The organism is Planococcus antarcticus DSM 14505 (assembly GCF_001687565.2).
Lineage (GTDB): Bacteria > Bacillota > Bacilli > Bacillales_A > Planococcaceae > Planococcus > Planococcus antarcticus.
In genome coordinates this window covers 1,971,334-1,992,764 of the sequence record NZ_CP016534.2, presented here as the reverse complement: position 1 = coordinate 1,992,764, position 21,431 = coordinate 1,971,334, and the positions used below count along the sequence as shown (strand labels likewise).

At 40.1% G+C, this 21,431-nt stretch carries 24 protein-coding genes and 3 pseudogenes; 19 read left to right on the top strand and 8 right to left on the bottom strand.

From position 1 onward, the window contains the following. The first annotated feature begins 55 nt into the window (after positions 1-55). From BBH88_RS09945 to BBH88_RS09920, 7 genes are all read left to right on the top strand, one after another. Positions 56-1,123 (top strand): prolipoprotein diacylglyceryl transferase, encoded by a 1,068-nt coding sequence (locus BBH88_RS09945; protein ID WP_083387772.1) that lies wholly within the window; start codon positions 56-58, stop codon positions 1,121-1,123. Then, positions 1,077-1,604: an FAD/NAD(P)-binding protein gene (locus BBH88_RS09940; RefSeq protein WP_065536854.1), complete on the top strand. Its 528-nt coding sequence runs from the start codon at positions 1,077-1,079 to the stop codon at positions 1,602-1,604. Before BBH88_RS09945 ends, BBH88_RS09940 begins: the two co-directional genes overlap by 47 nt. Further along, positions 1,605-1,940 (top strand): hypothetical protein, encoded by a 336-nt coding sequence (locus BBH88_RS09935; RefSeq protein ID WP_154669150.1) that lies wholly within the window; start codon positions 1,605-1,607, stop codon positions 1,938-1,940. Beyond that, a complete protein-coding gene (locus BBH88_RS09930; RefSeq protein WP_154669149.1) occupies positions 1,898-2,203 on the top strand; it encodes a hypothetical protein in 306 nt (101 codons plus the stop codon). Before BBH88_RS09935 ends, BBH88_RS09930 begins: the two co-directional genes overlap by 43 nt. Beyond that, entirely contained in the window at positions 2,196-2,357 is a 162-nt protein-coding gene (locus BBH88_RS19215; RefSeq protein ID WP_154669148.1) for a hypothetical protein, read from the top strand. The genes BBH88_RS09930 and BBH88_RS19215 overlap by 8 nt, the downstream gene beginning before the upstream one ends. Further along, on the top strand, positions 2,354-2,878 hold the full coding sequence (locus BBH88_RS09925; protein ID WP_065536857.1) for a hypothetical protein: 525 nt from the start codon (positions 2,354-2,356) through the stop codon (positions 2,876-2,878). Before BBH88_RS19215 ends, BBH88_RS09925 begins: the two co-directional genes overlap by 4 nt. Positions 2,879-3,162: 284 nt before the next feature. After that, positions 3,163-3,603: an OsmC family protein gene (locus BBH88_RS09920; protein ID WP_065536858.1), complete on the top strand. Its 441-nt coding sequence runs from the start codon at positions 3,163-3,165 to the stop codon at positions 3,601-3,603. A gap of 264 nt (positions 3,604-3,867) precedes the next feature. On the opposite strand, the gene BBH88_RS09915 is transcribed toward BBH88_RS09920, so the two are convergent. Together BBH88_RS09915 and BBH88_RS09910 are read right to left on the bottom strand one after the other, a co-directional pair. Beyond that, positions 3,868-4,158 carry a type II toxin-antitoxin system RelE family toxin gene (locus tag BBH88_RS09915; RefSeq protein WP_065536859.1) on the bottom strand — a complete coding sequence of 97 codons (291 nt, stop codon included), beginning with the start codon at positions 4,156-4,158 and terminating at the stop codon, positions 3,868-3,870. Between the two features lie 3 nt (positions 4,159-4,161). Further along, entirely contained in the window at positions 4,162-4,482 is a 321-nt protein-coding gene (locus tag BBH88_RS09910) for a hypothetical protein (RefSeq protein WP_006828671.1), read from the bottom strand. 261 nt (positions 4,483-4,743) lie between these two features. On the opposite strand from BBH88_RS09910, the gene BBH88_RS09905 reads away from it, so the two are divergent. Beyond that, positions 4,744-5,193, top strand: a complete 450-nt coding sequence (locus BBH88_RS09905) for a DUF5063 domain-containing protein (protein WP_065536860.1) — start codon at positions 4,744-4,746, stop codon at positions 5,191-5,193. 462 nt (positions 5,194-5,655) lie between these two features. On the opposite strand, the gene BBH88_RS09900 is transcribed toward BBH88_RS09905, so the two are convergent. The 4 genes from BBH88_RS09900 to BBH88_RS09885 form a co-directional block, all read right to left on the bottom strand. Continuing rightward, entirely contained in the window at positions 5,656-6,168 is a 513-nt protein-coding gene (locus tag BBH88_RS09900) for a DUF4097 family beta strand repeat-containing protein (RefSeq protein ID WP_065536861.1), read from the bottom strand. 12 nt (positions 6,169-6,180) lie between these two features. After that, positions 6,181-6,684, bottom strand: coding sequence for a DUF1700 domain-containing protein (locus BBH88_RS09895; protein WP_065536862.1), 504 nt, complete (start codon positions 6,682-6,684; stop codon positions 6,181-6,183). Continuing rightward, entirely contained in the window at positions 6,677-7,000 is a 324-nt protein-coding gene (locus BBH88_RS09890) for a PadR family transcriptional regulator (RefSeq protein WP_065536863.1), read from the bottom strand. Before BBH88_RS09890 ends, BBH88_RS09895 begins: the two co-directional genes overlap by 8 nt. A 219-nt stretch (positions 7,001-7,219) precedes the next feature. Continuing rightward, a complete protein-coding gene (locus BBH88_RS09885; protein WP_065536864.1) occupies positions 7,220-8,815 on the bottom strand; it encodes an ABC transporter substrate-binding protein in 1,596 nt (531 codons plus the stop codon). A 516-nt stretch (positions 8,816-9,331) separates the two neighbouring features. Here BBH88_RS09885 and BBH88_RS09880 point away from each other — a divergent pair. The 8 genes and pseudogenes from BBH88_RS09880 to BBH88_RS19810 all read left to right on the top strand — a co-directional run bounded on the left by BBH88_RS09880 (position 9,332) and on the right by BBH88_RS19810 (position 15,281). Further along, a pseudogene (locus tag BBH88_RS09880) lies at positions 9,332-10,111 on the top strand (DUF4240 domain-containing protein). Positions 10,112-11,205: 1,094 nt separating this feature from the next. Continuing rightward, on the top strand, positions 11,206-11,607 hold the full coding sequence (locus BBH88_RS09875) for a DUF1259 domain-containing protein (protein WP_006831458.1): 402 nt from the start codon (positions 11,206-11,208) through the stop codon (positions 11,605-11,607). Between the two features lie 33 nt (positions 11,608-11,640). After that, positions 11,641-12,003: a hypothetical protein gene (locus BBH88_RS09870; RefSeq protein ID WP_006831457.1), complete on the top strand. Its 363-nt coding sequence runs from the start codon at positions 11,641-11,643 to the stop codon at positions 12,001-12,003. A 166-nt stretch (positions 12,004-12,169) separates the two neighbouring features. Then, a complete protein-coding gene (locus BBH88_RS19405; protein ID WP_169314382.1) occupies positions 12,170-12,319 on the top strand; it encodes a hypothetical protein in 150 nt (49 codons plus the stop codon). 298 nt (positions 12,320-12,617) lie between these two features. Further along, the gene (locus BBH88_RS09865) at positions 12,618-13,643 is read left to right on the top strand and encodes a DUF1835 domain-containing protein (RefSeq protein ID WP_065536865.1); all 1,026 of its coding nucleotides are present in this window, start codon (positions 12,618-12,620) and stop codon (positions 13,641-13,643) included. Next, positions 13,622-13,971 (top strand): annotated as a pseudogene (locus BBH88_RS09860) (transposase); the annotation flags it as partial. The gene BBH88_RS09865 and the pseudogene BBH88_RS09860, both read left to right, overlap by 22 nt. Before the next feature lie 107 nt (positions 13,972-14,078). Continuing rightward, on the top strand, positions 14,079-15,125 hold the full coding sequence (locus BBH88_RS09855) for a hemolysin family protein (protein ID WP_006831511.1): 1,047 nt from the start codon (positions 14,079-14,081) through the stop codon (positions 15,123-15,125). Between the two features lie 3 nt (positions 15,126-15,128). Beyond that, on the top strand, positions 15,129-15,281 hold the full coding sequence (locus tag BBH88_RS19810; protein ID WP_269148232.1) for a DUF3658 domain-containing protein: 153 nt from the start codon (positions 15,129-15,131) through the stop codon (positions 15,279-15,281). Positions 15,282-15,364: 83 nt separating this feature from the next. Here BBH88_RS19810 and BBH88_RS09850 read toward each other — a convergent pair whose 3' ends face one another. Continuing rightward, entirely contained in the window at positions 15,365-16,099 is a 735-nt protein-coding gene (locus BBH88_RS09850; protein WP_040853023.1) for a Bax inhibitor-1/YccA family protein, read from the bottom strand. 818 nt (positions 16,100-16,917) lie between these two features. Between BBH88_RS09850 and BBH88_RS09845 the strand changes: the two genes are divergently transcribed. From BBH88_RS09845 to BBH88_RS19650, 3 genes and pseudogenes are all read left to right on the top strand, one after another. After that, the gene (locus BBH88_RS09845) at positions 16,918-17,901 is read left to right on the top strand and encodes a ketoacyl-ACP synthase III (protein WP_006831522.1); all 984 of its coding nucleotides are present in this window, start codon (positions 16,918-16,920) and stop codon (positions 17,899-17,901) included. A gap of 776 nt (positions 17,902-18,677) precedes the next feature. Beyond that, entirely contained in the window at positions 18,678-19,001 is a 324-nt protein-coding gene (locus BBH88_RS09840) for an IDEAL domain-containing protein (protein WP_006831405.1), read from the top strand. A 402-nt stretch (positions 19,002-19,403) separates the two neighbouring features. Then, positions 19,404-19,610: pseudogene (locus BBH88_RS19650) on the top strand (DUF5412 family protein); the annotation flags it as partial. Positions 19,611-19,957: 347 nt separating this feature from the next. On the opposite strand, the gene BBH88_RS19210 reads toward BBH88_RS19650, so the two are convergent. Continuing rightward, positions 19,958-21,163: a YecA/YgfB family protein gene (locus BBH88_RS19210; RefSeq protein WP_006831403.1), complete on the bottom strand. Its 1,206-nt coding sequence runs from the start codon at positions 21,161-21,163 to the stop codon at positions 19,958-19,960. Positions 21,164-21,431 lie beyond the last annotated feature (268 nt).

Genomic DNA, 21,431 nt, shown 5'->3' with positions numbered 1-21,431 from the left:
TGGACCAAAATTTTAAAAAGAGCCTAAAGAATCTCTTTAGGTTCTATTCAAGCAGGTGAGAATTTTGATAATAAAGAGAAGAAATACCAGCTTTAATAAAAAGAACGCAGTTTCTAACGCTTTTAAGAAATTTCAAAATTCCCCTGTTCTATACAATAACCGATTCTTTCATATTGTTAATTTCGGCATTTTCAGCGCACTCAATGCAATGATCATCATTTGGATATTTTCATATTATCTTTATTCAAGAGGGATTGAGCCTGGCAGTATTATACATTGGATGCTGCCCTTGAGTGTTTTGTTTGTTTGGGCAGGAGCCAGGATTATGCATTTAATATCTCTTGGGAAAGAATTTTTCAAGGCCCCTTTTAGATCCCTATTACAGACCGGCTTTTATATGCAAGGGGGCGTGGTGGAGGCAATCGTCTGGTCCATTATATTTTCTTCCGTTACCGGTATTCCTCTAAGTTTGGTTTGGGACGGATTGGCCTTAGGGGCGTTGCTAGGTCAAGTAGTCGGGAGGATTGGCTGTTTTAACTACGGGTGCTGTTATGGGAAACCAAGTGCATCCCCATGGGGAACCGCATACACAAATCCACAATCAAAAATATTGCGGATCAATCCAGCGTTAAAAGGCGTTCCTGTTCATCCGGCTCAATTATATAAAGCGTTCTTAAATCTGGTTATGTTCTTGCTTATTGTTCTGCTTTTCCCGTTGCCATTCGGGACAATCAGCATTATTTTCCTGGTATACCACGGATTATCCCGGATGGTCTTCGAGTATTTTCGCTCTGACTTGTTTCAGAATTTAAAGCGGCAATGGCTTTCATTGAAGTTTGCCTTGCTGTCAGTGGTCGCTGGCTTTCTGTTAATCATTGCCGGTCCGCTGTTGGATAATAATTTTTACAGGGTTGAATTAACGACAGAGCCAATGAATCTATTTTCTTTTTACAATTTTCTGGTAGCCAATCCACTGATGCTTGGAATAGGTCTGTCAATCGGCTTTCTGACGTTTCTTGGTTATGGGATTCACGGGCACAATCTTGGTACATTTCAGTTTACTACGAGGAGGAGACATGAAAACAACGATCCTAATTGTCGGCGCCGGTCCTTACGGCGTTAGTTTGGCTCATGAACTGTGGAGAAAGAATATAGATTTTGTGATTGTTGGTAAACCATTTGATTTATGGCTATCGCACACTTTAAACGATACAGCAATTCGGTCGGATCACAACGCGAGCGAAATTTTTTCTAAAGACAAAAAGTTCAACTTAAGCACGTTCATTGAAAAAAATTTTCCGGCCGATGCGGTAGAAATTAAAAAAAGCAGGCTCCCGAATGCTTTATTTCGCGCCTATTTGCTGGATGTGTTGCACAAGATGCCATTTTCGTTTTACAAAAAGCAGTTACTATCCTTAGAGAAAAGCGAGAATGGATTTATTGGCCGAATGGAGGACGGGATCCAAATCTACGCAAAAAAAGTGGTCCTGGCTACAGGCATCGGGGTCCATAAAAAGCTGCCGGAATCCCTGCGAAAACTGGAAACGAAGCAAGTGCACCACAGTTGGAATGTAGTGGATTATGAAGCGGTTAAAGGGAAATAAGTGATGGTAATCGGAGGCGGACAATCGGCTGCTGAATGTGTCCACCATGTTAAGAAACAAAATGCTGTGACATGGGTACTTAGAAAGACGCCCGTGTTTTATTCAGAGCCGATCAATTTGCCGAAACCGATTTTCAAACTGCTGCTGCAATTATCTCCGGCCTTCTATTTTATGCCTTCCGCATTGAAAAGGATATTGGGGCGGAAGTTTGTCGAAACAACCATCACTCCTGACATGGAGGAGATTTTTCATTCCCAAGATGCTACGGTTATTATTGGTTGGATGCCGATAAAATGCATTGGAAAGTTCAGGGCGACCGGCTCTATTCTCCGATAATGGATCAAGCATTTGATCATATCATCTGTGCCACTGGTTTTCATTTGGATATTCGTCATCTTTCATTTATCAGTGATTCCCTTATGGAGAATATTCAAGATAAGGATGATCCATTGGAAGTCAATTTCAATTTTGAAACAAAGGTCAAGGGCTTGTATACAATCGGTGGGATGGTAGAACCGGTTTATGGTCCTGCTCAGCGATTTTTGATGGGGATGCGCCACTCCACGTTAAGGTTAGGGAAGGTGTTTACCAATGGCTAACGCAATTTTTGATCAGGAATCGCCCATTCAAAAGCACAAATGGAATGGCATTGAATTCTATCTTAAACGGGAAGACCTTTTGCCTCCCGTCGGCGGCAATAAAGTAAGGCGTTTCCATCCGATTTTCAATTCAGGAGCCAAGCCCAAAAAGTGATTGCCTTGTCTGATCCCGGTTCCCATACTTTTTTGGTTGCTGCCAAGTATTTGGAAGACCACCAGCAAGCGGTATTTTTCGAAAGGAATATTCCGCTGACTGCCTATGCCAAAGAGAACCGGAAGAGATATTTGACTTACCCTAACATTACAGTCATTCGCCAGCCGTTCTGGAAGCTATGGTTTTTATGGTTGTGGCATAAACATTTACTGTCCTCCAAAGATTTATGTGCACTAGGCGTTGGCGGACAAACGAACGACGAGTTTCCTTCCGCTGAAGCTCTGCGGGAATGTGAGAGGCAATTGGAACAACTTCATATCAATGGCACTGTCCAGCATCTTTTTCCCATTGCTTCAGGGCAGATGCTGGACGGCTTCCTTTGGCATCAGCAATTTTCGGAGTGGAATCCAAATTTTCATGGTGTTATGACGGGGCCACTGGTTTCTCAAATTATGCTTAAACGAAAATATAAGAAGCGCAAGACCGTGCATTTGTGGCAAAAGAGAAAAAAACTGATGTAATGATTCAGCAAGCGAAGTCGTTTTATAATTCTACTGGCGTATGGCTGGATCCCCTTCATACAATCTATTTGTTGAATGTGCTTAGTGAAATAAGCAAGCATCCGACCAATAAGCCAATCATCTTTTGGGTCACCAGCCCTTATCAAGGTAAGAACATGCTTGTTTAGATGCGAAATTAATAAAACTCTTTTGCAAGATAAATTAGGCTTGTAAGCCACCTAACATATTCATTAGAGTGATGCTGTTAAAGTAAAGGAGGATTCAAATAGAGGAGGAAATTCAATATGGCAAATAAGATGACTTTTCAAGCAACAGGCACTTCAAGCAAGATGAAATCAGAAATCAAGATGGGAAACCACGAAATTACAATTGACGAACCCCCAAACATGGGTGGAACCGATAAAGGACCTGATCCGCTTTCAACTCTTTTGGCTTCTTTGGCCGGATGTGAAAATGTAATTGCAAACCTTGTAGCAAAAGATATCAAATTTGATTTGCAGGGAATAGAGTTTGACGTAAAGGGAGACTTGGATCCACACGGTCTTATGGGGCAAGCGGATATTCAACCTTATTTTAATCAGATTTATGTGCACGCAAAAGTGAAAACAGATGAACCTGATGAGCGTATCCAGGAACTAAAAGAAAAGACAGATGCTCGTTGCCCAGTATTTACTACATTCAAAGCAGCTGGAATACCAATCGATGCAACCTGGGAAAAGGCATAATAAACACTAAAAAGAAGCTGGCTTTTGCCAGCTTCTTTTTAGTGGGATCGTGAGTTTAACATGATAGATGTAATCTGAATAGATTAACCAAAACAGCAAATAAAATGAAGATTATCAGTTTTAAGGTTTACATATCGCTGGATTATCGGCAGTAACGCTAGTGGACAGTAGAAGTAACTTAAGTAATACAAAGAACCCTGTAACTCAGCACGTTTAAACGTGTTCAGTTACAGGGTTCTTTTTGTGAATACAAATTGTCTTCTTTTAGCATAATCGTTCTTCAGCCATTTTATAAATCTTTTCTTTATCTCGCTTTCCAATTGCCACAATCTGAATCACTTCAATCGTACCTTGGGCTTCTCTAAAAATGATTCGCAGGCCCATTTCCTTGTTTTTCAATTTGTTGCAGTTCGCTAAATTCCCATGAAGAGATTGGCCGGCATCCATGCTTCTTAACTGAATTCGATCCAGCGCTTTATTGACAAAAATCTTTTGGCTGCCATCAAGTTGTTCATAATCTTCCTTTGAATACTGCGTCCATTCAAGCTGATACAACGGTTATTCCCACCCGTCTTCTTCATCAAGGACAGGGGATTCAGCGGCGATTGCACCGCGAACTTCCACATCTGAGAAAGTAGAAATATTTTCTGTCAACAGCCGATTTTCAGCGATTAAATCAGCCAGCTGATCGTAAAGTTCCTCTATTTCTCTGTTCAAAGACTCGTATTGTTTTTGCGTGAGCATCACACCGGCAACCTTTTCCCGATTAAATACGTAAACGCCAGCAGCTTCTTGATCAGCCTTCTGAAAAGCTTCCATGGGGGAACGTTTTACATTCGAAATTGAAGTTGTGGGAATATCAAGTATTCTCATGGCCATCTTCATCCACTCCTTTAGTTAATCCCATTATACACTTTTTAAAAGACTTTTAAAAGTCTTTCGATGAAATTCTAAAAGAATTAAGAAGAACTAGATAATAAAAAGTCGAAAATATAGCCTAATGTTTCATTTGTGTTCGCAAAAGTGTACTTTTACGAACGCTTTAAATACAGGAGTATAAGGAATTTCAGTGAACTAAGTAATAAAGAAAGCATTATGATTACTAAAGAATAAATCAAAACCTAAGAGAGGAGTGAAAAGATGCAAAGCCAAGAAGTGGAAGCGTTTCGAGTTGTTGCAACAGTCTATTGTGATTTTATCGATTCTTGCCGTATTTTTGAGAATGAGGAAAGCTTCCGCAAACTGCTTAGAATTATTTCCCAACTGTATACAAACGCCCTGGACCTGCCGGAAGTCGAACTTGAAGAAGAGTATTTGACTGATGTGGATTTTCCGCTGCCGGAAGTCGACGTTAAACACCATAACGTGTATACGGAGATATTCGATCCTTATCACGATGAAACTCCAGTGAACGGTTGTCTGGATGACGATATTATCGACATTTACAGCGATATTAAGAAAGGCCACATTTTATATGAGCAGGGTCAGGACGTCAAAGCGGTATGGGAGTGGAGATTCGGTTTAGAAGTCCATTGGGGAGAGCATGCCACAAGTGCCATCCGTGCACTGCATTCCATCAAGTTTTTATAAGTTCTACTTAATTTTAAAGATAAGAAGATTCGAATAGAAATTCAGTTTACATATCATAGGTTATCGAAAGCTTTTATAAAAAGAATTTTTTTTCTAAAACCCGTTTCTTTTTAGGTTACTGGTTTTTTTAGATGCTATGCAAATTAAAGTCTCCATTCCTACTAGTCACTTCTAAAATATGTTTGACTACATGTAGTTAAAATAATAATTGTTATTCAATCAATAGACTATAGCGAAATGACAGACAATCGATTGGGAAAAGAGCCAATGTGAAAAGTTTTAAAGGAGAGCGCTATACGGCTTAAACTGAATAATTTTTTCTGGAATTTCGAACTGAACGCGAATGATATCTTAAGCAGTACTTATAAGTGTCCGATCGGCCTGGTAGTTTCTATTATTCGGGTATCACTTTTAAAAAGCTGTTCAAAAAGCCATTTCAGGCTTTTTGAACAGCTTTTTTTATTATGCAAGTTGGACCGTAATACTGCCATAATCCGACTGCAAATCAACCATATGATCTCCATCTCCGAAGATGCTCTTTTTGTTTTTTACTCCGAAAACCGAAATCGATCCCCACTCCACTTCGGCACAGATCGTCGCATTTTTCGGTTGGTTCCGTGTTTCAAGCATGATGGGGCCGTTGTCCGTTTCGAGCGTGATGTTCCGGTCGAGATCGTTGGTCAATAAATGGATACGCCCGTTATCGGTTTTTGCCCGGACGTTGCCTTCGACTTGTTTGATGACAATGGCGCCGTTGTCGGAGCTTGCATCCAGGTTGCCGACTTGAATGTCTTGCAGTTTGAGTTGTCCATTGTCGGTTTCGGTTTTCAGTTCTTTTGCCACGATGGACTTCAGTTCAATCTCCCCGTTACCTGATCGAACTTCCGCATAGTCGGCGTTCATCTGCGATAGATGGATGCGCCCGTTATCCGTTTCTACGAGGAGCTGTGCGCTTTGGAGCCCTTGTCCTGTCACGCTACCGTGGTCTCATGCGATTTGAATTTTATCGTACAATTTCGCTGGCAAATGGACATTTAGTGTTGGTGATTTCATGCTGCCGATAAAGCTGAAGATGCCCCATTTTCTTTCTTCTTCTTTTAATGAAATGATTAGTGTCCGGTTAAGAATATCGACGGACAGCTGCTGGCGGTAGCTTTTATTAATAGCGTCGGTATGTATTTTGCCGTCTTTTGAAGGTGAGAGGAACAGGAAGCCATTCTCGATTTGGATGTCGACGTTGTCGAACTTATTTTCTGTCAGATCGGTATTGATTGAAGCGAAATCTGTTTGATGAAAATCGAAAGACTCGATCAGTTCCTTGGCAATTGTCTCGGGAGCGCCAAGTTCAGCAGCGATGTCACTGTCGGATTTGCCATCTGCCTTGCCGTTCACAAAATATTCCTCAATGTCCTGGAGAATATCGTTCTGTTCTTCTTTTGGCAACTGTGTCATTGCAGATTCAAGTTCTTGCAGAAATCGGTTTTCAGTCATTTTGCACACCCTCTTCGATTAGTTGATTGACCCCATCCGTGAAACTTTTCCATTCTTCGAGTTGTTCTTGGAGATATGTTCTGCCGAGTTCAGTAAGCGAGTAATACTTCCGCGGTGGCCCTTCGCTTGAGTCCTTTAAATAAGTAGTGAAATAACCATCCTTGGTTAGCCTGCGCAGGAGGGGATAAACGGCGCCTTCAGAAATCGCGATGCGGCTCGAAATTTTCTGAACGAGCTCATAGCCGTAACGATCCTGTTTATCCAGAAGCACGAGGACGCACAAGTTCAGTGCGCCTTTTTTAAATTGGATATTCAATAAAAACAACTCCTTTCATTGCTATTATTCTATAAACAGTAGCAGTTAATAGATAATATAGCATTTAGTATTATTCAATGCAAGGTACTGGTTTGAAATAATTGAATTTTTATAATCTTGATGCGATTCCAGACTTGACACACAAAAAAGGATGGCTCCACAATTCATAGTGTGAATTGTGGAGCCATCCTTATGATTCACTTTCATAAAAGTGTCTTATTATTTAAATTCAATTTTCGTCGTCATCACTCGTCCCGTTGGGTGCGGATCAAATCCAATAATGTTTTCTTTGCCAGCAAGAGCTGGCGATGTATGAACCAGCGGAATAACAGGTGGATCTTCGTGCATGATTACCTGTGCTTGTTCATATAGTCCGTTTCGTTCTTCCTGATCTGTTGTTGTTCTCGCTTGATCCAAAAGTGTATCTAATTCTGGATTGTCGTATTGGGTTGAGTTGGTCGATCCGATGTTGTCGCCATGCCAAAGGGTATAAAGAAAGTTGTCCGCATCTCCATTCATGCCGGTCCATCCGAGCAGGAATGCGTCAGCTTCTCCGTTCAGCGCTTTTTCGATATAAGTTGCCCATTCAAACGTTACGATTTCTGCTTTCACGCCGATGTCCGCAAAATTTGATTGCAGGTATTCAGCTACTTTTGCGCCATCAGGCATATAAGGGCGGGATACCGGCATTGCATAAAGTTCCATTTCAAAGCCGTCTGGCAATCCGGCTTCTGCAAGAAGCTCTTTGGCTTTTTCAGGATCATACGGATAAGGTTCGATGGCATCGTTATAGCCTTCGACAGCGGGGGGGATAGGATTTTTTGCTGCAATAGTCCCTTCGCCGAAAAATGCTTCTATCATCGCATCTTTATTGACCGCGTGGCTGAGCGCTTGGCGAACGAGTGGATCATCAAAAGGTTCATGTGTCAATGTCATGCCTAAATAACCAAGGTTGAGTGGCGGCCTTGAAAATAACATCAGTTCTGGATCTTCTTCAATTTGTGCATAATTTTCGGAATCCAACCCGGCAATCAAATCCACCTCGCCGCTTAGAAGTGCGTTGAGCCGCGCAGAGTTGTCCGGAATGGTCCTGAAAATTACTTGTTCGAGTTTTGGGTAGCCATCTAACCAGTATTCGTCATTTTTTTCAAGTACGATTCGGTCATTTCGCTGCCATTCTTGAAAGATGAATGGGCCGGTACCGACCGGATTGCTTCTATATTCGTCTCCCGATTCTTCAATCGCAGCCGGACTTGAAATGGATAAAGGGGTAAGAGCCAAGTCTTTCAAAAGCGTTGGCTGAGGACCTTTCAGTTTAATTTCAACAGTTGACTCCTCTATTGCGCTGATTGAAGCAACATTATGTGTTTCATCTGCTTGGTACCCGCCAAAAACACTACCGTACATTGGAAAGTTATCAGCATCTCCATTCATCCACCTTTCGAAATTGAAAACGACCGCTTCAGCATCAAAGTCAGTTCCGTCATGAAACGTTACTCCGTCACGCAGCATGAACGTGTAAGTGAGGCCGTCTTCCGACTCACTCCATTCAGTGGCAAGCATTGGCTCTATGGTGGTTTCGCCTTCCGCAAAAGTGGTCAACGTTTCTAAAATGCTTTGAGCGACGTTTTCAGATTCACCGTCAGTGACTTCGGATGGATCCAAAGAAACGGAGTCGCCGCCGCGAGCGAATATAAGGGTGTCTTGTACAGGTGAAGATTCATCGTTACTAGAATCGTCATTAGAGCAGGCCATTAAGAAGAGTGGAAGTATGGAAAAAATGATTGAAGTTAGTGTTATGGATCTTTTATTCATTAAATCGCTCCTTGTGGTGGGATAGCTTGAAACTGTCTAATACAACATCAATTTGGTGATTAAAGAAAGTAAAAGTGATAGAGATGATGTAATTGTAAAAACGCTAAAGTGATCGATCATGGTATTAATAAATCGCCGTTGTTATTGTTTATCAGGTTGAGTCTAGGCCTCCTTTTGCGAATAATATGAAAGAAATAGAGCGTAAATAAATACCATGTGTAATAGTATAAAGCAAAATGATTAACTTGCGTAATAATTTTAAATATTTCATTATTTTACTGACAGCTTTGTAAAATTTCTTAAGGAGCATTCGGATTTTTAAGAAAATGCAAAGTAAAAGTGCATAAGCCTGGCACAATGCAAATTAGGAACTGTCAGGGCCATGTGAAATGCAGTAAAATTCAGTATAAGGAATCAGAAAAAAGCAGCTGAAGTTGAATTAGGAAATGATATTAGCTTGATAACTAAAAGCGCTTGATGAAATTAATCCGGGACAAGAAAGAAGTGAGTGTTCGAGTGGAAAGATCACTAGTTTGCATAACCGCCTTTTCCAATAAATTTTGGAAAATCAAAGCACAAGAAAAACTGTTCATTGTATCATATGGAAGAATTGGAACCCGTGGCTCAATCAGCACCAAAGAATTCGCCTCTGAAGAATTTTGTGTGAAAGAGGCGAACAAGCTAATCGAATCGAAGCTGAAAAAAGGGTACCGAGACAGTGGCGAAGAGAAAGAAATTCAAATCAGCGGCATGACAGAAGAGCAGTTTTGGCAACTGCTGGAATCGTCACATAGAAAAGGCGATGACTGGGACGAACAGCTGGAATGGCTCGTTGGAAAGCTGGCAAAAAAATCGGTAAAAGATATTATCCGGTTTGATGCCCATTTTAATTAGAACTATTACAAATCATATACAGCCCATTTGTGGGCGGCAGCGTATATCATGATGGGCGGCTGTTCAGACGACTCATTCGATTATTTCCGGGCATGGCTGCTATTTCTTGGAAAAGAGGCGTATGAGATCGCTATTCGTGATCCCGAAAGCATCATTCCTTATATAGAAGACTTGGAAGAGGCTGTTCCTGAACTTGAAGACCTTTTGTATTGCGCCAGCTCGGCCTATGAAGAAAAGACGGGCCTTGACCAGGAGGACTACCTTGATTTGTACTGGCAACTGTCGGGGGATGATTATAAGCAACCTGAAATAGAATTTGACTGGGACGAAAAAGACGAAGAGGGGCTACGCAATAAGTTTCCGTTGTTGTGGAAATTGTATGGCGAAACTCCTTTAGGCTAGAAAAATCAGTATGGAGCCTGATGAGGTTATATATAAGTTGAACTAAAGAAATAATTTTTTCAACTCGATCAGAATAAACAAAAAAAATCGCTTTGGGCCCACAGAATGTGGGTCATGCAACTGGCGCAACTAGAAGTCACGGTGCCAGTTGCCAAGGGCGAAGCGATGCAGGAGCAGATGGTTTTCGCAGCCTTTCACTCTTTCTTTTCAACGTCTTTGATCGTTCCTATTATAAATAATTAGTTCAACATCTATAAGTATTATTTTGAGTTGCCCACTTGTGGACAGCGGTAAAGATCAGTCAGCTTGAAATACTATACGCACCTTTTTACGGTAGTAAGTCACTTTACTTAGCGATAAAGAATAAAGAAGAAATAAATTCATAAAAAGAATTTAAGGTTTTCCTTATTTTAGTAAAACGTTCTTGAAATAGTAAGCCTATCAAATAGGATCAACAGTTGGTAAAGCAACATTTGGACCATGCAGAGAGAAAAGAAGAGTAGATGTAGAAGTTCTTGCATCTGCTCCTTTTGTGCTGGGAAGAGCCACTCCTTTATTAATTTTCCAAACTTTATTTTCGCCTGTAAAGTCAGCTTTTCTGGATAGCTTCTCATGCGTATTTACAAGAATTTTGTCCTGTATAGATAGACTGTTTTACTCGGGTAACCAGATGTTCTACAGGTAATAAGTGAGAATTATAATACAAGTTAATTTATTTAAATACATATGTGTAGAAAATAAAGTTATATAAGAAAAACGCTAATGTTTTCTGAATTAAAAGAATTTTATATAATACTTTACATATTTTGTACTTTATTATAGTCTTATTGTATCGGAAATCAAAAAATAAAAGTATTTTTCAATTAAATATCAGTAAAAAAGTTTATATTTTAGTACTATAGTCTATTTATGTTTATTGAATTATCAAAAAAATAAAACTGAATTTTAAACGAAAAATAGTTCACTGTATATATAGTGTTGTGTCAGCAAACTCTGGCGCTTTGAACTTAGAAAAAGCTAGTGGAGAATGCGAGCGCAGTAAACAGCTCTGCAAGTCAGTGGTATTCTCGAAGAGTTGAAAAGGAGTGGTTAAAGTGATTGAAACAGATGTACTGTCATTAACGGCAGAGAAAGTCAGTAGATTTTTAGGTGCAAAAATGGAATTACATGAAGGGTTTTGGCAGTTGGTAAATAAGCGGACAATCAAAACACATGATGGTTCTAATCTCTGTGTCAGTTGGTCGCTGGACCTGTCAGTTTCCTTTAGAGAAACCGGTGATGGGCATGAAGCTATGAACAAAGCTGAAGTATTTCTTCTTCCTGAAGAGCTGCCGATTTTTACTGATGCATTACTACAGCATCCAATTTTGTTTCCCAGCAGTTATTCCCAGCAACTGTCAACAGAACGTGGAATGTATTGCATTCGACTAACATCACAAGAGCCGCCTGAAGACTTTGCGAAACGATTATCCGAAGCGGTTTATGCACTTAGTTAAAAGCTATTATTGGGTTAAAGGGGAGAAATGAAAATGGAACAGATGGAACAATTGCCTCGAAAATCAGTTGATTATTTTTTTCTTAGATCCAAAGATGTCCATATTGAAAATGGATCGGCTTTTATCACTTTCTTTGCTCGTCTGACTCGAGAAGTATCTTTTCGAAAAGATGGAGAGAAACAGACGCGAGTTCAAACGGTGTGGGTAGACGTTGATGAAGTAAAATTGGAGCATGCATCTAAAAAAGCAAGGGGATTGCCGAATTGCATGCAGCGATACGAGCTGTCGCAAAATGTCTTTTATAACTTATATCAATTAGCCAAGAAAAGTCCCAAAGATTTATTTCACATCACGCCTTATTGCCAGAAATCCACACGCGAAAAATTCATTGTTTGAAGTTGCGGCAACATACAAGCTTTTCATTGATTTTTTTAATCAAATCAAAATCTGAAACAATTATGCTTTTCTTATCAAAGCAAGTTAGAACGTCTATATTAAGTAACTGGACCAAAAGCTGTATGACCGATTATTAAGTGGGACGATACTAAGGAGGATGAATTAGATGACTTTAATGGTAAATGGAGAAAAAAGAACGGATCAACTAGCTAAAACGTATTTGGAAATGTATAAAGAATATATTGTTGGTTACAAACAGTATAAGATGGAAAAAGCGGCCTTGTGCACGGGAGTAGAAAAGCTTAAAGAGGCTTAACTGCAAGTATAATGACAAATTCAAATGAGTATATATAAAAAAAGCATCCCAAAATCAGTGTGATTTTTGGATGCTTTTTTTGGTAAACATAGATGTATTTATATTCGTTTAAGTAAATAAATTCCAATTGACAGCTATTTAAAGAATTCTTTCACTGGGTTTTTTCCGCCTTCAGACTCATATACACTAGACATAAGAAGAATTTTTTTGCTGGAGATAACTGGGGATTTCTATAGCTATATCCAGTGAAATACATGGCTTGTTGCAAGCAAATCATAAAAGAAGAGGTGGAATTTAGATGAAAAAACTGCATGAAACGATAGAAAAATTGAGTGGAAGTGAAGCGAAAAGTTTGTTGTTGGGTATTATGTACCGATTAGAAAGCATCGAGATTGAAGAAGATTCACAAAGCAGAACTGTAAAGGAATTGTTATCGTTATCAGAAGAACTGCGGGATGAGCTGCAAAAAGAAACATGCTATGAAGTGGATCGAACTGCTGTGCATATCATCAGCGGAGAATCCCCAGCAGGTTCGTTGAGGCTAGGACTAAGTCGTGACAACCAAATCATCGGCTTTCCGAACTTTTTTGCTGAAGGGCCAGTCTGGAAAATTCACACGGAAGAAGGGCGTACTATACGGTATGAATGGTTACGAGATCATATCAATTATGAAATAGATTATATAGAAGAAGAATACAGAAGTCGATTTTTAAAAACGCTCGCCGCGATCGAAGCAATTCCAACTAATATGCCAATCATATTGTGGACGGCAGAAAATGCAGATGAACAAGTAGGACTCCGTTATGTTCTTTATCTTTTGCGAGAAAAGAAAAATGATCTTTATGTGATTAACTCTACACAAGCTTTTCAAGCAATCTATACAAAAGAAGATGCTCAATTTAGAGTGAGACATTCGGGGGAAGTCGCGTCGGATCAATTTAAAGAAATCTATCAAACGAAGTTAGGGAACTCTTTAACGAATGAAGTGAAAGAAATTTTGCAAAACGAATGGCTTTTATTGTCAGAAAAAGAAGACGTGCTGCGAATTTGGAGAAACGGCAGCATCCAAGGGGTAAAAGAAGACCATTTCGATTCGATGATTATCGATACGGTTCGGAGATTACACGCGGAAGATGAAACAGCTGCTTTTATTTTAGCAGCCAGAGTAATCGGTGAGATTCTTTTCCAATCAGAACAACTGATCGGTCATAACTATTTGGAGTACCGTATCAGATATTTGGTTTATAACGGTACATTTGAGATAAAAGGAATCCCTAAAAGCATGAGGCATTATCGGGTGAAATTAAGATTGAAGCAGCACTGAACCGGGTTCCAAGAAATTCGTTTAATTCGATCACAGTTGATTGCGACAAGAAATTCTCCAATTGGAAGTCGGTGTGCAATCAGCACGACATCGCTATTTACTTTGCGGAACCGGACCTTCGCAACGTGCGCTGAATGAAGATTCCGACGACCTGCTTCGAAAAGACGGCCTGCCGAAAGAAATGGGTTTTAACCAAATCGATCAAGCTTTCGTATCAACGGTGGCAGACAAGCGGAATAATATCCCTCGGAAGTCGCTGAATTACCGTACACCCCTGGAGGCATTTATGAGTCAACTGAATGGAGTAGATCTGTCTAGCTTAAATTGACAAACGGAAAACTATATAAATTGAACTTATGAATCATCATTTCATATACCGCAATGATCGTGCTTCACTTTTTCTTTCTTTTAAAAAATGAGTAGGAGGTTTTATGAATGATGGGATTAGAATTGGGAATACTGGCATTTTTGATACTGCTTAATGCCTTCTTTGCTGCTTCTGAGATTGCTCTGATTTCCCTAAATGATCACAAAATAAAGAAAATGGCGGAAGAGGGACACAGGAAGGCACAATGGATAAATCAGATGTTATCAGAACCTAGCCAGTTTTTGGCTACGATTCAGATTGGCATCACTCTTGCCGGATTCTCAGCCAGCGCTTTTGCAGCAGATAGCTTCGCTGACGAACTGTCTCTTTATGTCCAGCAAAGTGGAATGCCAGTTTCATCTCAACTAGCTCAGGTAGTCTCACTTTTCCTCGTCACCCTTATTCTCTCTTACTTCACGCTTGTTTTTGGGGAACTTGTTCCAAAACGGCTGGCTCTTCAGAAGGCAGAGTCCATTTCCTTGCTAGCCATTAATCCTTTACGCTTTTTAGCAAAGCTCACAAACCCTTTTGTGAAATTTCTATCCTGGTCGACAAACACTGTAATCCGCATGTTTGGTATCGATCCGTCCGAAGAATATTCCGGCGAGCTAGAAGAAGAAATTCGATTGATGCTAGATGTGGGCAAAGAAAAAGGCACAATCAAGGAAATAGAACAATTCATGATTACTAGGATCTTTGAATTTAATGACAAAAATGTGGGAGAAATCATGGTTCACCGCACTGATATGACGTCCATTTCCACTGTGCTTAGCCTTGAAAACGTCATACACATCGTGAAAAAATGTCCGTATACAAAATTCCCTGTATATGAGGGAGACACGGATCATATTGTAGGTACTTTAAACATAAAAGACCTTTTTCGTTACAGGGAAAAAAACAATTCCAGCAGCTTCGATATCCAGAAGATTATGCGAAAACCATTTTTTGTCTCTGAGAAAAGAAAAGCGGATAAAGTTTTTATAGAAATGCAGAAAAAGAATGTCCATTTGGCTATCGTTCTGGATGAATTTGGAGGCACATCTGGACTAGTGACGCTTGAGGACCTGATTGAAGAATTGGTTGGTGACATTAAAAGTGAGGATGAGTTGGAGTGAGAATTGGCTGCTATCGGTGAGATTCTTTTCCAATCAGAACAACTGATCGGTCATAACTATTTGGAGTACCGTATCAGATATTTGGTTTATAACGGTACATTTGAGATAAAAGGAATCCCTAAAAGCATGAGGCATTACCGTGTGAAATTAAGCTGAAATGGGATGAGTTTGATAAAAGTAGTACTTGTCACTGTTTATCAAATAAAATAAAAAAACGCCCCGGAGGACGTTTTTTGTGATTACCTGCTGCGAATTTTTGACAGCAAACGAAGAATTTCAAGATAGAGCCAAACCAATGTGACAAGTAAACCGAAAGCTCCGTACCATTCAAAGTATTTTGGCACTTGTTTATGTGCCGCATTCTCGATAAAGTCAAAATCCAGTACCAAGTTCAGCGCAGCAACGATAACAATAATTACACTGATCCCAATGCCTATAGGTGACGATTCGTGCAGGAACGGAATTTCAAAGCCGAAAAACCCACCAATAAATGAAATCACATAAACCAAAAAGATGGCACCAGTAGCAGCGGCGACGCCCATTCTGAAGTTTTGTGTCACTTTGATGAGACCGGACTTATAGACGAGCAAAAGACTCAACAAAACGCCTATTGTAATCAGTACGGCTTGAAAGACAATACCGCCGTACTGGACTTCGTATTGTGCAGAGATTGCACCCAGGAACAATCCTTGAAGCAACGCATAAACGGGCGCTGTGAAAGGAGAGATTTTCGGCACGAAGACCGTAATCAATCCAACAATAAGTCCGCCAATGGCACCTACCAGAATCAAAGGCAGTACGCTGTTTGGACTCGTGACAAACTGATTCCAGGAATAGACGAAAGTCACCAGTAGCAGCAAGAGCAAAATGAATGTTTTATTGACAGTGCCTTGGATGGTCATCTTCCGTTCAGTTCCGGCCCCTTTGAAATTTTCGAACGCTTCAGTCTTCAAACTCGGATTTCCACTTCTCAAATCGATCACCCCATAAATTATTTCAAGCAAAATCAATTATATCTTTTTATTGACGAGAAATACATGATGAACAAGCTCGTGTTGCAATAAATGTATTCTAATCGTCGGTTTTGTCTATGTATAAAAGAGATTCTACGATTTGTTCTGAAAAAACCTCCTTATCAGTGCAAAGTGGTTTGGAAAAACCCTACCTTGTTTCAAGATAAGAAAACTGTAGCCCACGAAGTTGTGGGCTACAGTTTTTTTGATTTAATTGCTGTTGGTAATTTTCTTGTTTTCCGTTACAGCGAAATAATTGACTTCAGTATCTGCAAAATAAAACATATTTCCAGGAGGCATTTGGATTATTTCGCCAATTGTAACGTGTTTAATTGACAAGTCTTCATGTAATTATTCCAGATCCTCAGAAAAAAGCAAATAAGGTGTTTATAAGCTGAATCCATGATGCGATATTTAAGCGACCAATTCTTTGTTGTGTAAATTAAAGTAGTAGCTGCATTCTGTTTGGGTGAAATTTCTATCCATCGCATCTCTAGGCCATCAATGTCTTCATAAACAACTACAAAGTTTATTTGATCAGCCCCAAATTTTACGGCGTTATCTTAGTCAGTAACATACAGCATGACTTGACCGACTTGGTTGAACATAAACCGATACATTCCTTTTGGTGATTTTCTTTCGTGGTGCTGTTCGGCATCGGAAGAAAAAACCCTTCTTTTCTACGTATCTAAAATATAGTTGTTTGCCTTTATTAGTACCTAATACTAATAGTTGGTGGTAGAATAATAAGGCGAGGACAACAAGAAGGAGCGATTCTTATGAACACTTCAAAAGCTAGAATTACAGCCATCGGTTCGTATGTACCGCAAAAGAGGCTGACAAATCAAGATTTGGAAGAATTACTGGAAACCAATGATGAATGGATCGTCCAACGGACTGGAATAAAAGAACGTCGGATTGCTTTAGATACAGAATACACGAGCGATATCAGCGTTAAAGCTGTGGAAGACTTGAGGAAGCGTTATGATCAATCACTTGACGATGTTGACATGATCATCGTCTGCACAATGACACCGGATTTTAAGACACCGAGTGTTTCTGCGCTTGTACAGGCAAAGCTTGGCATAAAGAATACGGGTGCGATCGACTTGAATGCAGCCTGTTCTGGGTTTGCGTATGGCCTTCATATTGCGAATGGGTTAATCACTGCAGGATTGAACAAAAAGATTTTGGTGATTGGAGCAGAAACGTTTTCCAAAATTCTGGACTATAGCGACCGCTCGACATGTATCTTATTTGGAGACGGAGGTGGAGCTGTACTTGTTGAATATGACGAAGAAAAACCAAGCTTTATCGAAACCCATATGGGAACAAACGGGGAGCAAGCACACAATCTTTACTGCACCGACCTCTCCAATCAAATGTTCGGCAACGAATTGGCGGTTAATGGGTTCGTCAATCAAAATGGACGTGAAGTATACAAATGGGCGGTTAATACCGTACCAAAAGGGGTTACGGCCCTGCTAGAAAAAGCTCAGTATGAGACGGTTGAAGTGGATTGGTTCATTCCGCACAGCGCGAATCTTCGAATCATCGAGTCGATCTGTAGCAGAACCGATCTTCCTTTGAAGCGGACGATTTATAGCCTTGAGTATTACGGGAATACTTCCGCAGCATCGATTCCTTTGTCACTAGACAAAGGTTTAAAAGAAGGAAAAATAAAACCGGATGATACATTGCTACTATATGGTTTTGGCGGAGGATTAACGCATGCAGGCATGCTGATCAATTGGACAATTTGAAGAGAAAAATAGAGTGGTCAATTATAATTAGAGGTTACTTGATTGAAGAAACTAAATACTACATAAGTTGATTTAAAGAAACAGCTTTTTCAACTCAATGAGGTAGGGAAACGAAGAAATCGCTCCAGATGGACGCTTTGGGCCCACAGGATGTGGGTCATGCAACTGGCGCGACAGGACGTCGCTTCGCTGCTCCAGCAGCACATCTTTGCCCTTCGCCGTCTTGCGCTCTTTCTTCTAAGCATCCTTGAGTAACAAATCATCCGGATACGGAGCAAACCAGCGGAGACTGTTATGAGAGCAGCGTAAGTGAAATGGAAAAATCCACTCGGGCAGGCCCGAGTTCGTTCGGCGCCAGCTCTTAGCAGCTGATTTGTGGAACATTAACAGGACGGAATCATTCGTTCAACTTATATAATACTCAAGCAGCCATCTAATTCCCAAAAAGGAAGAGTGGTTGCTTTTTTCTATTAACGGCTTAATTTATCCGAATATCAGTTATCTCGAAGCTGAGGCAAATAAATTGTATTAGCAGGTTGATAGCCGTAGAATTGGAGTTAGCAACAAGTCCGCATGGCTTTATTAGAGTGGAAGTTTCCGCTCAATAATCCAAAAGTATTAAGCGAAGTGATGTTTTGTTGCACTGAAAAGATCTTGGGAATTTTGCGTATGATGTTTGCTGCGGATTTTTTAGGGAAACAATGACCATAAGCCTGAATAAAGGTATTCAATTGGTATTCAATGAACGATAAATAATTAAAAGTAGGTGTATAGAAATGGAAAAGAATAAAACGATTCTAAAAATTAGTGATTGGGTAAAAGGCAAATCCCGCCACGACGAACTGGTTATCGGTTACATCGATTCCATGAATGTCCTTAAAGAAGCTGTCAATGTAACGGTAGTTGAAAGTGATAACGAAGAAATGGTCGGCATTACCATCGCAATGTCTGTACATCAGGTAGAAAGCATTCCCGAGTCTGTTACTAAAGATGCCGCACAACTAAGCTTCTTGATCGATTTGGCACTGGCGACTGACGATAAAGAATGGTTCCAAGAATTGTCCGCTCAGTTGAACGCTAAAAAAGAAGCCGTTAACTAAAATCGCAATTATTTTGTGCTCAAATTTTAATAGCCCAAAAATATAAATAGCACTTTAATTCGCAAGGCTTTTAGTAGCTGATAATTGTGAGTTGAGGTGTTATTTTTTGATCATTTATAAAGTAAGGAAACTTAAAATTACGTGGTCACTGCTACTTTTCAAAGCATTCTACTGAAGATAATGGTATGTCAAAAAATCAAATTTGTTTTATTTAACAGTGTTCTATTTGAAGAGGTGATAAATATGAGAAAAGGCTTGTTGGTCTTCGGCGGGAGTTTTATTCTGATTGCGGCGCTTTTAGGATACTCAATCTATTAGGCCTTTTTTGATATACAGCGATTGCCAGAAGGTGAATTTCTGACGGAATCCGTATCTCCAGACGGCACGTAAACGGTACGGGCTTTTGCGACCAACGGCGGAGCAACTGTAGCTTATGCTATTAGAGGAGAATTGGTTTTTAATGACGACAATAAAAGAAATAACAATATCTATTGGAATTATAGAGAAGATTCTGCAACGATAAATTGGATCGACGAGGATACGGTGGATATTACCGGACAGCAGTTAACCGTTCCAAAGGAAAAGTACGACTTTAAAAATGAGAAATAGAATACATATAAGGTGAACGAAAGATTTGCTTTTTTAATTTGATAAGAGAAAAGACGCTTGGGGGCATAGCTCACACGATAAGCTGGGAAGAGCACCAGTCTTATCGCACTTGCCATCCCGTGAATGCGGGGCGCTGAGCTGATTACTTAACAAAATATAAGCATAAGTTTCCGCTCTTATAATTAGAAGGGGTGGAGCAAAACGGAAAAGAAAATCATACTGCTCCTGAAGTGCTTCACACAGCAGCGCAGCTGTGTTACGGAATATCCACAGCAAAATCGTTCCATTATAAGTGAGTAGTTCAACATAATATAGATTGGAAAGAATCTATACACATTGATACCCTATTAACTTTCGTTTCCATGACATTTTTTGTATTTCTTTCCGCTGCCGCAGGGACATGGATCATTGCGGCCAACTTTAGTAGAAACAGCCGGCTCTGAGGTTCCAGAATACGATTTTGTTGTTCCAGTAAATGACTTAAGTGCAGTGGAAAGAGGTTCGTTAAACGATTTCAGAAAACGCTCATTACTTCCGCGTGCTTTGCGTTCCCATTGCTCAAGTTTAGGATGATCGAATCCCATGATGTTGAAATAGCCATACGCCATTTCTTCATTGTCAAAAATACTAGTGTGGTACTCATCGTTCATATAATGTTCGATTTCGGGGCGGCCTTCAGCTGACAGCTGTGTTGCAAGCCCTTGGATCATGTACGCCTGATAATCCAAATCACTAGTATCACCATAAAGGTTCTTTAACGTAGCAACAGCTAAATCACTGTGGGTGCCCGCAATCGTGTTGATTGGAAAAATAGCATCTTTTGAACGGGCAAAAGGCTCGACCGCACGGACAACTTCATCCGACTGACAAGCTATAAGCGCTGCGCACAGCTCTTCCTGTAGAATGTCTTCGTCTCTTTCGAATAACCTGGCCAAAGCTGGAATGAAACTGGAATCTTTCAATAAACCAATTGTATAGACAGTAATAATTCCTTTGTAACTCATCCATTCGTCTTTTTGCGGTCCCTCCAATATTCCAAGAAATCCGGATGTGTCTGCAAAGCCCAGTTCAACTTGTCTTTGTACAATGCGTTTTGACTGTGAATAAAGAATGTCATCATACTCATCTTTTGATTCCAATTCTTCTAGAGCAACTTGAAGCATGCGATACAACTCTTCTTTTGTCGCAGCTTTCAATGTCGTTAAGAACGCCCATTCCTCCTCGGAAAGCCATCTACCAATTTGTTCGCGATTGGCCAGTTTGACATCAAGAGGCAGCTTCATAACAATCCGAATGAATAAATGTTGATTTTCTAATCGAGCTTTGCTTAATGCGTCCACCAACACTGGAAGATCACTTTCTCCAATAGCCATTTTTTCCACAGCAAGCAGATAAGAGGGGGCATCTCTCTTATCGTGCATTGCCGCATGAATAAGCCGTCCAGGCCATTCCGGTTTGAACGAGGGAAAAGTAGAGACGGCATTTAGAGCGAAATGCCGGATTACTATATCATCAGAAGTCAAATAGGGATCAATTTGGTGTAATATGTTCATAGGTGACACACTCCATTTCCAAGCTGTTTTATTACATGATACCAATTATTTCTGTTTCCATCACATAAATATATCTTCCGAAAAAACTGTGGACACATAAATGCATCTACAGGCGGATCGGAATGTTGAGACGATTGAGTTTTCCAGCTTAGCGCATGAGCCAGTCCTAAAGAGATAGGCATAAGTTGATCTCTTTTGTTCAATTCATAAAAATGAAATTATTGCCCTTTGTAAATCATTCTCGCTTAATTTACACTAAGATAAACAA